This is a genomic window from Mycobacterium sp. 852013-50091_SCH5140682, assembly GCF_001665685.1.
GTDB lineage: Bacteria > Actinomycetota > Actinomycetes > Mycobacteriales > Mycobacteriaceae > Mycobacterium.
This window is the reverse complement of the sequence record NZ_LZTB01000004.1, coordinates 140,235-150,935: the sequence shown is the minus strand read 5'-3', so window position 1 is coordinate 150,935 and position 10,701 is coordinate 140,235. Positions and strand designations below refer to the sequence as shown.

General features: G+C 65.3%; 10 protein-coding genes and 1 tRNA gene. 2 read left to right on the top strand and 9 right to left on the bottom strand.

Annotated elements, in window-relative coordinates; all coding sequences use genetic code 11:
• Positions 1-129: 129 nt before the first annotated feature.
• Both A5784_RS00785 and A5784_RS00780 read right to left on the bottom strand, forming a co-directional pair.
• A complete protein-coding gene (locus A5784_RS00785; RefSeq protein ID WP_064941313.1) occupies positions 130-603 on the bottom strand; it encodes a universal stress protein in 474 nt (157 codons plus the stop codon).
• Positions 600-2,087 (bottom strand): APC family permease, encoded by a 1,488-nt coding sequence (locus A5784_RS00780; protein ID WP_064941310.1) that lies wholly within the window; start codon positions 2,085-2,087, stop codon positions 600-602. Before A5784_RS00780 ends, A5784_RS00785 begins: the two co-directional genes overlap by 4 nt.
• Before the next feature lie 746 nt (positions 2,088-2,833).
• Here A5784_RS00780 and A5784_RS00775 point away from each other — a divergent pair.
• A complete protein-coding gene (locus tag A5784_RS00775; RefSeq protein ID WP_064941308.1) occupies positions 2,834-3,319 on the top strand; it encodes an HNH endonuclease in 486 nt (161 codons plus the stop codon).
• Between the two features lie 60 nt (positions 3,320-3,379).
• Positions 3,380-3,451: transfer RNA gene (locus A5784_RS00770), tRNA-Arg, on the top strand.
• Positions 3,452-3,498: 47 nt separating this feature from the next.
• On the opposite strand, the gene A5784_RS00765 is transcribed toward A5784_RS00770, so the two are convergent.
• From A5784_RS00765 to A5784_RS00735, 7 genes are read right to left on the bottom strand one after another with little or no spacing between them, the layout of a single operon-like run.
• Entirely contained in the window at positions 3,499-4,023 is a 525-nt protein-coding gene (locus tag A5784_RS00765) for a hypothetical protein (protein WP_064941306.1), read from the bottom strand.
• 48 nt (positions 4,024-4,071) lie between these two features.
• A complete protein-coding gene (locus tag A5784_RS00760; RefSeq protein WP_232005884.1) occupies positions 4,072-5,370 on the bottom strand; it encodes an NtaA/DmoA family FMN-dependent monooxygenase in 1,299 nt (432 codons plus the stop codon).
• 11 nt (positions 5,371-5,381) lie between these two features.
• A complete protein-coding gene (locus A5784_RS00755) occupies positions 5,382-6,464 on the bottom strand; it encodes an LLM class flavin-dependent oxidoreductase (protein WP_064941302.1) in 1,083 nt (360 codons plus the stop codon).
• A 1-nt stretch (position 6,465) separates the two neighbouring features.
• On the bottom strand, positions 6,466-7,497 hold the full coding sequence (locus tag A5784_RS00750; RefSeq protein WP_064941300.1) for an aldo/keto reductase: 1,032 nt from the start codon (positions 7,495-7,497) through the stop codon (positions 6,466-6,468).
• A 26-nt stretch (positions 7,498-7,523) separates the two neighbouring features.
• The gene (locus A5784_RS00745) at positions 7,524-8,552 is read right to left on the bottom strand and encodes an aldo/keto reductase (RefSeq protein ID WP_064941298.1); all 1,029 of its coding nucleotides are present in this window, start codon (positions 8,550-8,552) and stop codon (positions 7,524-7,526) included.
• An 11-nt stretch (positions 8,553-8,563) separates the two neighbouring features.
• A complete protein-coding gene (locus A5784_RS00740; RefSeq protein ID WP_064941296.1) occupies positions 8,564-9,784 on the bottom strand; it encodes an acyl-CoA dehydrogenase family protein in 1,221 nt (406 codons plus the stop codon).
• Positions 9,781-10,674, bottom strand: coding sequence for an LLM class flavin-dependent oxidoreductase (locus A5784_RS00735; RefSeq protein ID WP_064941294.1), 894 nt, complete (start codon positions 10,672-10,674; stop codon positions 9,781-9,783). The genes A5784_RS00740 and A5784_RS00735 overlap by 4 nt, the downstream gene beginning before the upstream one ends.
• Between the last annotated feature and the right edge of the window lie 27 nt (positions 10,675-10,701).

Genomic DNA, 10,701 nt, shown 5'->3' with positions numbered 1-10,701 from the left:
TATGCGATCGTCGGCAGCGTCAGATGTGTATAAGAGACAGGCCATTTTGGCGATGCGGCACGCTCATTGAGAGTTCAATTTCGGATCTGGCCACGGTGCAGGAACCGGGGCGTCTGTCGGGCTAGTGCATCAGGGCTGGGGTATCGATTCGACGGTCACGCGAGGTTCTAGTCGGCGTGCGAGCTGGCGATGCAAGTCGCCCTCCAGGAACCGCCGAAGCGGACTGGAGGTCGACGTTTCCATCAGGACCCGCGTTGCGCCACGTAGGCGAACAATTCGTGTGATCGCACGGTCGGCGTGGCGGGTGACGACGATCTGACCGTCCACGTCGACACCCGCGCGACGCAGCCGGTCGACGGCCTTGGTGACCCCGGTGTTGGCGGCCGCCGATTCTCGCGCAGTGGGCATGAGACCAGGGTTGGGCATCCCGAGCGAGTAACCGTGAATCTTCAGCGGCACAACGACTGTCGCGGTGCCGCCTGCGGCGCGAGCGGCTTTGAAGAGTGCATCGGACGCCGGGGCGTCGGGCCGTAGGACGACGACGACATCGCGGGGTGAGGTGGGTTGCTGGTCGCCGCGGCGGCGTTTGAATCGCGTGTTCATACGGGTTCCGGTTCGGGTTCGGGTGCGGGCTCAACGAGGATGGGTGCGGGTTCCAGACGGCGGTCGGTGATGCGTCGCCAGAGGTGCAGGGGCACATAGGCGGCGAGGATCAGGACGCCGACGAAGAACAGGGTGTGACTCGTGGTGCCGACGACGATCGATGGACTGTTCCAGCCGCCGAAGAGCCACAGCACCAGGACGAACAATCCGATGGCGAGGGAGACCCAGCGCATGAAGCCCGGCAGTCGCACCGGGCGGTGCACCGATGGACGTGTCTGGCGGTGGGCAAAGTAAGCGAAGAATACGAGACCGGCCGAGAAGAGGTAGCCCATGTTGGAGAAGATGTAGATCCGCAGGGGGCTGCCGAACAGCAGGACCAGGAACGAACAGACCACGTTGAATGCCATCGCGCGAGCGGGCACGCCGTGGGTGTTGAGGCGGCCGAACCAGCGGGGCAGCATGCCGTCCTCGGACGCCTGATACAGCGAGCGGGCGCAGCCCATGATCGCGTTGAGTACCGAGAGCAGCAGGGCCACGATGAGGGGCAATCCCAATGCCCATTCCACCCAGCCGCCGGTCGTGCCGGTGACGCCGGTAATCAGTGCGGAGAAGATCGTGAGCGGGTCGGCGTCCTTGGCGACACCCAGCACCGCAACCAGCGCGACAGCCATGAATACGAAGATGAAGAACCCGTAGATGCCTTCCATGGTCATGGCGATCTTCGCGTCGCGTGCGGGGTTGCGGCATTCGCCGAGGTAGCAGGCGGCGGCTTCCATGGCCAGCACCGACCAGGTCATGACGAACATCCACGCCAGGATCATCGTGGGGCTACCGGTGACGCCGGGGGCGAAATGGAATCCGGCGAGGTTGCTCAGGTGTATCGAGCTCGGGTGGAACAGCGGCAGCAGGATGAGCAGGGTCAGTGGTGCCATGGACACGATGCCCAAGATGGTGGCGAATTCGGCGCCCAGTTTGATGCCGAAGTAGGCAGGCACATACATGATCGCGATGGCGATCACGGAGATGATCAGGACGGCCAAGGAAATCGGGCTACCCAAACCGCCGAACGGTAGAAATGACGGACCCTGCGGTATGGAAAACAGCTGGGTGATGTAGGCCGAGGCCAGGATCATGTTGATGGGGGCGACCGGGAACCAGCCCAGCCAATAAGCCCAGGCCGAGAGGCCGCCGAGGTGGGTGGCGGTGGCGGGGTGGACCAGTTCGAAGGATTCGGTGGTGTAGGAGGGCAGTCCGCCGGTGCGGTGCGGCATGACGGCGGCCAGTTCGGCGGCGAACAGACACAACAGCACCCCTATCGCTGTCGTGACAGCCAGCAGGGGTATCGCGGCGGCCCCTAAGGCCTGGACAGCTGGGGGGTCGATGCCGGTGACGAGGATGGGGCCGGCCAAACCGATGACGAAGGCACCCCACCAGTTGGTGCCTTTGTGCAATTTCGGTTCTTGGCCTACGGGGGTCGACGTCATGTCGCGTCCCTTCGCGGGGCTGCGGCGTGCAGCGGACGAACGCACCTCACGGTGTGATGCAGAGCACAGTACGCATGTTTCGCGGCAAGAAACAGAATTTAATGTTGTGAAAAACCTGTACGTCGGAGCTGCCCGGGACGAAGCCCGACCCAGGTCGACACGGGCCGTCGTCGGCGAACCTTGAAAACGCAAAAAGTGTTACGTCACAACAGCGTCCGCATCGGATCGCTGCGAGCATTCAGCGGCGGACCGGCCGGGGGTGAAAAAGGTGGCTGAGGTATTGCGCCTCGCTGCTACCGTTGATCGCATGTTTATGACGCGCAGCGACTATTTGCTGGCCGGGATGCATCGCGCATCTACGGCGGCATTGTCGTGCGCGGGAACCGTCGGCGCTCATGCCGGCATCTGGATGAGCGAAAGCCTGCGCAACGGCGAAAGCCGGTCCGAGCGTCTCCGGGAATCTCAGAAATCTCTCACGCTGTCCGTTTGTCCTGCTAGGAACGTCGCCAGACATTCCTAGCTTTCGTTGTGCTCAATTGCGGTGCAGCGCAGGCTTTCTTGAGAAGAATATCGGTTTACAAGCACTGTTCTACGTAGCATCATCGGAAGCGCGCTGCCCGGTGAACGACGATGTGCACGTAGCGCGGAACTCGAAACATGCTGTGCAGCAAGGTGGTCCGCCGGGCTACTGCCCGGGGCAAACCAACTCAAGCCCGCGACGATGGCCAGAAAGGAGGCACGCGGTCATGCCGATTCAGACACCCAACCTGACGGTAGAGGTCTACAACGCCGACTACCGCGTGCTTGCCCGAGTACCGTGGCAGGACGCCGTCCAGCTGATTCTGCGCGACGCTGTGTACGTCATCGATCGCCACAGCCCGGCCGTGCACATCCACGGCCCCTCGCTGGTGATCGAGCTGCCCATGTCGGTCGCATTGCGCGAATACGTGCACATTCCCTACCGGCACAACGAACGGGCAACGCGCGAAGGGATCCTGCGCCGCGACCGCAGCACCTGCGTCTACTGCTCTGGAAGCGCTCAGACAGTCGATCACGTGCTGCCCAGAAGTCGCGGCGGATCTGACTCCTGGCTGAATTTGGTGGCAGCGTGCCAGGCATGCAACGGCCTCAAGGGCGATCGCACCCCACAGGAAGCGGGCATGCGGATGATCCGGGAACCGTTCGAACCGCGGCAGCGTGGCACGTTCGCGCGAGCGCCTCTACCGGTGTGACACTCACACCCGAGCGGGCGGGGGAAGGGCCTTGCTCAACCCCCGCCCGCTGACCCCAATACCCCTGTAGCTCAACGGATAGAGCGACAGCCTACGAAGCTGAGGATGGAAGTTCGATTCTTCTCAGGGGTACTTACGCCGACCCGCTCCAGCGGTTGTGGTTTCCGCGGCAATAACGCTCACACGTTGCCGAACGTCGTGACGGCGTCAGTGGTGGCGATGAAGCCGTTGTACTCGTCTCCTGAGCCCATCCGGCACGCCAGCGCAATGGTGTCGGTCCAGACGCAGATCGCATCGTCGAACGCGTACGCGGTGTCCTTTGGCAGCAGGTTGATCGGATGTCCCTCGAACTGGGGAATGTCGGCCGATTGTGGTGCGTCGCCGTGGGTGAATTTCACCGGGGTGACTACGTTGCCCGACTCGAAGAGATTCACCCAGTTCGCCCCATCAGGCGCGCCGACCAGTGGCCCAGTGCAGTTCACCGCGTACATCGCGCGGTGATTCGACGATGTGCAATACAACCCGCTCGGCGTGCGGAATCCACGCACCGAATACGCCAGGCCGGGCCGCACCGTGTAGTCGTCCTCGGCCACCTTGGGGTAGGACGAGAAGTCGGGAACGGCCGGGGAGGCGTGCGCGGCAACCGCGGGCACCGCGCCGAGCACGACCAAACCTCCGGCCAACGCCTGCAGAATCCGATTCATACAGTCCATTCTCAATGCATGTTCGGACGACGAGTCGCACCAATTCGGCTACTCGAATTTCGGCTCGAACCCACACCGGCGGCGCAGGCCCAGCCGTTCGCGAAGCGTCGGCGCCCGATACTCCTGCTGGAAGAGTCCCCGTAGCTGCAGGATGGGCACGACCTGCGTGGCGAAGGTGCCGAGGTCGACGCTGGTATCGGCGGGCATGATCGTGAATCCGTCCGCGGCGCCGGCGGCAAGCCACGCCTGCAGGTCGTCCGCGACGCGCTCCGCGGACCCGACGAGTAGCCGGTGACCGGATCCGCCGGCACTGCGTTGCACCAGTTGTCTTGGGGTGTACGGTCGTTCGGCGATCAATGCCCGGGTGGACACGTTGAATCCTGACGAGAATCCGCTGCTCGGGGCTGCCTTCGGCAGATCGGAGGCACTGATCGGATCATCGGGGCTGAAGGCGCCGTCGGGGAGGCCGAGGTTGGCCAGGAGTTCGGCGGTGAGCCGCTCGATCGGCAGTGTCGCGTACAACTGTTCCGCCCGGGCGGTGGCCTCGGCGTCGCTGTCGGAGACCAGCACGACGACGCCCAGCGAGACCTTTATATCGTCAGGATGGCGGCCTGCCGCCACGGCCCTGGACCGGATGTCTTCGCGGAACTCGACTGCCTTGGTGGGTGTCTGGGCCACGGTGAACACCACGTCGGCGAAATCACCGGCGAGTTTGAGGCCACCTTCGGAGCCGCCGGCTTGCACGAGGACGGGGCGACCCTGCGGCCCGGCCGGGACGGGCAGCGGACCGGCCACGGAAAAGAACTCGCCATGGTGGTCGATCTGGTGGATGCGGGTTTCGTCGGCGTACCGCCCGGAGTCCTTGTCGGCGATCAGCCAGTCCGGTTCCCAGCTATCCCAGAGCCGGGTCACCACCTCGAGGAACTCCCACGCGCGGCGGTAGCGGTCTTCCTTGTCAGGATGTTGCGCCAGACCGTAATTCGCAGCCGCTGCTGACGTTCCGGTGGTCACGATGTTGACCGCGGCGCGCCCTTTGGTGACGTGGTCGAGGGCCTGGAACCGGCGTGCCAGGTTGTAGGGCGAGTTGTATGTGGTGGAGCTGGTGATGATGACACCGAGGTTGTCGGTGAGCGCCGCCACGTGGCCCAGCAGTACCAGGGGATCGATGCCGGTCCCTGGCGCGTCGGCGATATCGCTGTGTATTGCGGGTCCGTCACCGAGGAACACCGCGTCGATGGCGGCGTTCTCCGCGATACGTGCCAGCCGGGTGAAGTGGTCGATGTCGAGATGCGCCACTGGATCTGCGTGTGGCAGCCGCCAGGCGGTACGGAAGTGGCCTGGCGTCATGAGTGACAGGTTCAGGTGCACGCGGGCGCCAGGGTTTCGGATGCCGCATGCCATCCCAATGCCGGTGCGATTTCGCGAGCCGTGGCTTCGAGCAGCCTGAGGTGCTCATCATGGTCCGGCACGCCGGGCACGAAGCTCACGAGCAGGTCGGTCACATTCCGCAGCGCAGGGTCGCCGGCGAGCTGGGCCGCCAGTTCCTCGCTGGGCCCGACAAGTGCCCGGTCGTTGTGCAGGTATTCCTCGACGGATCCAGGAGATGGGATGGCACCGGAGGTGGTCCAACTCTGCCAACGAAGCACCCCCGGTGTGACGCGCCGGATTGCCTCTCGTCGGTCCGGGTGTGGATACACCGCGCGAGACACCTGCACTCGCGGTGCCCGCTCGGCATGCGCCCAGGCTTGCCGGTAGGACTCGATGATCTTGGCCTGGTGTTGCTGTGCGTCAGCAGTCGTGCCGCCCTGCCACGCGGTGGCCCGCGAGAGTTGTAGCCCGTCACCGGCCCGTGCCGCGGCCTGCGCCGCAGGGTGCGCGTGTGCGGCGTCGCTGGTGGTCGCCTGCCACAGACGTTGTCGGACTCCTGCACCCGATGGGTGCAGGACCTCGCCGAGATCGTTGACCGGTGCACCGTCGAGCACGGCGTGCAGACGACGGACCGACTCGGAGTACAGGCTGTGGCGATCAGACAGTCTGCGACCAAAGGCTTTCCATGCCCCCGCGAACGGCCCCGACCCGACCCCGAGCTCCAGTCGGCCGCCACTGAGGGCATCCAGCGTGGCGGCGTCCTCGGCGACTCTCAGTGGATCTTCCAGCGGGAGCACGAGCACGCCGGTGCCCAACTTGATTCGTTGGGTGTGTGCCGCGATGGCGGCCAGTACCACCAGTGGCGAGGCGACGTGTTCGTTGCCCTGGCGGAAATGCCGCTGGATGACCCAGCCCGAGTCATATCCGAGTTCCTCGGCCGCCACGAACAATTCGATGGCTTCGCGATAGGCGGCGTCCGGTGTGATGTCACGGTCCAAATGCAACAGGAAGCCGAGCCGGAAGGCTCGACCGCCCGCAACACCGGCTCCGATCGGGGCGGTCCGGTCAGGCATCTCAGAGATTCGATCCGGTGCCGTGAATACCGTGTTCATCGATGATCGCCAGCTCGTCGGCCGTGAGTTGAGGGAATTCCAGCGCCTTGACGTTGTGGTCCAGCTGCGCGGTGGAACTCGCGCCGATGAGCGCCGAGGTGACCGCCGGCCGGCGCAGCACCCACTGCAGCGCGAGTTGCGCCAGTGATTGTCCGCGAGCCTCGGCGAGCTTGTTCAGCTCGGCGGTGCGCTGGCGGTAGGTGTCTGTGATCACCGACGGATCGAGGAACGAGCTGTTGAGCGCGCGGGCACCGTCAGGGATCGACTCGAGGTACTTGTTGGTCAAAAGACCTTGGGCAAGAGGCGAATAGACCACCAGTCCGAAACCGTCGTCATCGGCGAGTTGCAGAAGCCCGTTCTGTTCGATGCCGCGGTCGAAGATCGAATACCGCGGCTGGTGGATCAGCAGCGGTACTCCGGCTGCGCGCAGCAGCTCGGCGATCTGGTGAGTCTGTTCGGGCAGATAGTTGGAGATGCCGATGTAGAGCGCCTTGCCCTGCTGCACCGCCGAAGCCAGCGCGCCGACAGTCTCCTCCAGCGGGGTGGAGGGGTCTGGGCGGTGGTGGTAGAAGATGTCGACGTAGTCGGTGCCGAGATCACGCAGGCTGTGTTCCAGTGACCGCAGCAGCGATTTGCGGGACCCGCCCTTGAGGTAAGGGCTGGGCCCGATGTCGTTGCCCGCCTTGGTCGACAGGACGAGTTCGTCGCGGTACGGCGCGAGATCCTTGGCCAGCACCCGGCCGAAGTTCTGTTGCGCGGCCCGGTGTGGAGGGCCGTAGCGGTCGGCGTTGTCGAAGTGCGTGATGCCGAGATCGAAAGCGTGCAGGGTGATTTCGCGCTGCGTCTCGAACGGATAGTCGGTGCCGAATTTCTGCCACAAGCCGAACGAGAAGGCAGGCAGGTCCAGCCCTGAATGACCCGACCGGCGGTACTCGATTTTGGTGTAGCGGTCGTCGGCGGCCGCGTAGGTGGTTTCGAAGGTGCCGTAGCTCATGTTGGAGTGCCTTTCGGTAGCCGATTTCAGGGGCGGCGACGCAGCGCGTCGGGTTGTAGAGAGGGTGTGTCGCGACCGGTGTCGCGGTCGTGAAATTGCGTGCCGGGCTCCACGATCGCGTCGATGCGGTCCAGCACGGGATCGCTGAGCGTCACTGTGGTGGCTTTGAGGTAGGCCTCAAGATGTTCTTGGGTGCGCGGCCCGATGATGACGCTGCTGACTGCGGGATGCTTCAGAGCGAATCCGAGGGCCAACTCGACGAGCGAGAGCCCGTTGTCCTCGGCGAGTCGGGCAAGCGCGTCAGCTGCCGTCAACTTCGCTTGATTGCGTTGTGCGGCAATGTCGAATCGCCCCGGGATGAGGTCGGCTCGGGCCGACGCGGGTTGTGGCGCGCCGATCCGGTACTTGCCCGACAACCAGCCGGCGGCCAGCGGGCCATAGGACAGGATGCCAACGCCGTAGCGCTGGGCGACCGGGAACACTTCGCGTTCGGCACCACGCACGAGGAGCGAATAGGGCAGTTGTTCGGTGTGCGGGGCGATGAGGCCGTGGCGTTCGGCCAGCCAGTGTGCCTCGACCTGCACGTGCGCCGGGAACACTGAGGTGCCGTAGTAGCGGATTTTTCCCTGCCGGATCAGCCCGTCGAGGGTCTGCAGGGTCTCGAGCAGGCTGGTGTGAGGGTCGGGGCGGTGCGCCTGGTAGAGGTCGATGTAGTCGGTGCCCAGGCGCTGCAGGCTGGCGTCGACGGCGCGGGTGATCCAGCGGCGCGAGTTGCCTGCGGTCAACGGGTCGGTGCCGATCTGGCCGTTGAATTTCGTTGCCAGCACGACGTCGTCGCGGCGCCCTCGTAGTGCTTTGCCGACGATCTCCTCGGACTCGCCCTGACCGTACACGTCGGCGGTGTCGATCACCCGGATGCCGGCGTCGAGCGCCGCACCGATGATCCGCAGGCTTTCTTGTTCGGTCTGGTGGCGACCGAAGTTCATGGTGCCCAATGTCAGTGGGGTCACCCGCACGCCGGTCCGACCCAGGATGCGGGTCGTGTCGATGGTCATGGATCTCCTTCTCAGAACAGGCCGGTGGTCGGCGGGTCTTCACCGGTCAGGTGATAGCCACCGGCCACAGATGCTTTCCATTGCCGCGGATTGTGATTGGCTGCCGTACGGGCGTTGCGCCAGTGCCGGTCGAACCCAAGATGGCGGTCGGTGATAGACCCGCCGCCCACATCGAAGAGCAATTGCGCGGCGCTGAGCGCGGATTCGATGGTCACAACACCGGTCTGGGCGACGGTCACCGATGCCTGCGCGCCCGCGGTGCGGGCCGCGGCCCCGCTGAGCCCGCGCAACGCGTGCAGTTCCTCGGCGGCCAGCAGAACAACAGCTTTGGCGGCTTGGGCGTGCGCGGCGATCTGGCCGACGGTTTGGCGGACGTATGGATCGTCACTGCTCTTGTCGGCCGAGCTGTGTTTGATGGGGCGGGCTTTCTCCCGGACGAACCACACGGCGTCGTCGAGTGCGCGTGCGGCGATACCTGCTTGCACTGCAGCCAGATACAACTGGGCGAACGATCCGGTCCACGGATTGTCCGGCACGTGCTCGTCGGCCACCACCGCCTCGTCGTCGAATACCTGGACGTCGTGCAGTGCGGTCGTACCGCTCTGGGTGAGGCGCTGCCCGACGGCGTCGAAATCGTCGAGGTGCTGCACACCGGTCCGGTCGGTGGGCACAGTGAACCGGATGGTGCGGCCATTCTCATCGATGGCCTGCGCGGAGAAGTACGACGCATACAGGCCACCCGTGGAGTAGTACTTGCGGCCGTTGACGATATAGCCGTCAGCGACGCGGCGGGCGGACGTGGCGACGCTGCCGCTGGGGCCGCCGCTGCGTTCGTTGCTGGTGCCTGCGAACAGTGCGTACCGACGCAGCCGGTCCAGGTTGACCTCGCGCAGCGGCAGGTCCTCGTGCAGGGCGATCTGCTCGGCGACCAGAAACGTGGTGCGCAGTGCCTGCGCCACATTGGAATCCGCGCGGGCGATGGCGATGACCAGGTCGGCCACATCGCGCACGGACCCTCCGGCGCCGCCGTCGCTCGCCGCGATCCCGGTCAGCGCGATCCCGCACTCGGCCAGCTCTCGCACGTCATCGAAGGCATAGTCACGGGTTCTTTCGCGGTCGGTGGCAGTGGCGGCCAGCCGCTGCAGGATCGGGTTGATGCTCGTCCGGATACCGTCCACGGTTATCGGGTCGGCCGAATCCGTTCTGGTGCGAGCAGTGTCGGTCAGGGTCATGCCGCTCCCTGCCGCCGCAGTCCCAGTTCGGCGCGCAGCGTCGTACCGGCCGGGACCGAGATCTTCTCTGCCCGAACGGTTATCGCCCTGATGATCTGGTCGGCTTCATGTGCGAAGGTGAGGACAACGCCGTCGGCGCCGGGCGGTGCATGGACATCGCCGGCGCCGCCGCTCCGAGCCAAGATAGCGATGTCGCTGCGGTGCCGTCCCGCTGCTGCCAGGGCGGTGCGCAAAGTATCTGCAGAGGAGCCGAATTCGTTCGTGTCGAGGATCACCGCATCAGCGGCGGCGGCGATGCGCGCGGACCCCAGCAGATCGAGATCGGTGGCCACCAGTACCGGTCGTCCCTGCACCGACGCCGGTCCGTCCAGTGGACCGGCGACGCGATAGAACGGGCCGGCGTGATCGACGGCCCGAATCTGTGAGTCGTCGATCACGATGGCACGCTGCTGGTCGCCAGTCAGTGCCGAGCGGGGGAATGATTCCCACAGAGCGGCCAGGATGGTCGCGTATTCGCTCCACCGCTGCGCGGGATCGGACGAGTCTGGCTGGAGCGTCGAGGCGTCGCTCACCTCGTCGCCGGCGCCGGGCCGCAGCACCAGGCCCACGCGTCCGGCGGTGGCGCGGTCGACCGAGAGGACGCGACGGGCGAGATTGTATGGGGCGTTGCCTGTGGTGGGGGCGTCGATCAGGTAGTGCAGCGCCGGGTACCTGCCGGCAAGGTGAGCCGCCACCACCGAGGGATCGATCGTGGGTTCGGTGGTGCCGTGGTCCAGAAGCCGCAGTCCTGTGATACCTGCGTGCTGTGCCGCGTCGGCGATGCGCGCCGCGTCGGCTGGTGACGTCTGCCCGTGGCCGTCACCTACGGCGAGTTCGATGAAGACACTCAATCTCGGTTTCTCCTTGGAAGGATGAGT